Raw genomic sequence first — 874 nt, forward strand, 5'->3', positions numbered from 1 at the left:
TTTAAGGTGGTCCCTTTGGCGGCTTCATATTCCTCCGGGGACAGCGTTGCGTAGAGTTCCGCAAACTCCTTGGCCCAGGCGGGCTTGCTCTCGTCAAAAGCGTCTGCCAGACCGCCCCAGCCCACATACCGGGAAAGGGTTTCCTGTTCCTCCGGCGTGGCCTGCCGGTTTTCAAACTCCAATTCTTTCAGGAGATTGATTGCGTCCATGTTGGCCCGAAACTTTGCTTTTGGCCCGCCTTCGCCCAGGTGAATGTCGGTGATACGGAAGTTCCCGGCAGTCGGCTGGGGAGGGGTGGGTTCCGGTTCATCAAAGCGCAGCGTATGAATCTCTATATCGTAGGGCAGATGGTTCTGTTCGCCCGGATAACGGGTGACGGGGGTGATGGTGATCTGCGGCTCCGGCTCTGGCGCAGGGGGATTCCCAAAACCCGGCTGTTCCTCTGCCAGCTGTTCTTCTGGCTGTGCCGGTTCGTGGGAGAATCCGTCCAGTTCCTGCTGGTAGAGGGCGCGGAGTGCGGCGGCAACCGGTTCCCAGCTTTCATACAGCGCCGCCAGAACCGTTTCATCCTCCCGCAAAATCTCTACTTCCATGCCTTTGTCGGTTGTTCTGTAATCTGCCGTATCCCCGGTTTCCAGCTGCATGGTTTCCACTGTACCGGAAAACCGCTGGGAAAGATGCTGGGCGACAGCCGGATTGCCTGCGCCGCTTTGGAGCAGCGCCGCTATATCCTCCTTTGCAGTCGTATCCAGCAAACCGCCCTCCCCGGTCAGGACTTCCCGCAAATCCGGGGAAAACTGGTTCAGATCGGCGGGGAGATAGTCGGTGATGGCGCTGTTGCGCGGGTCCTGCCGGATGGCGCGTTCAAACTGTT

The 874-nt window shown here is 59.0% G+C and carries 1 pseudogene; it reads right to left on the reverse strand.

Annotated features, from left to right (window positions below):
- Positions 1-874 (reverse strand): annotated as a pseudogene (locus tag D5269_RS17990) (DEAD/DEAH box helicase); the annotation flags it as partial.

Source organism: Anaerotruncus sp. 1XD42-93 (assembly GCF_009917605.1).
GTDB lineage: Bacteria > Bacillota > Clostridia > Oscillospirales > Ruminococcaceae > Anaerotruncus.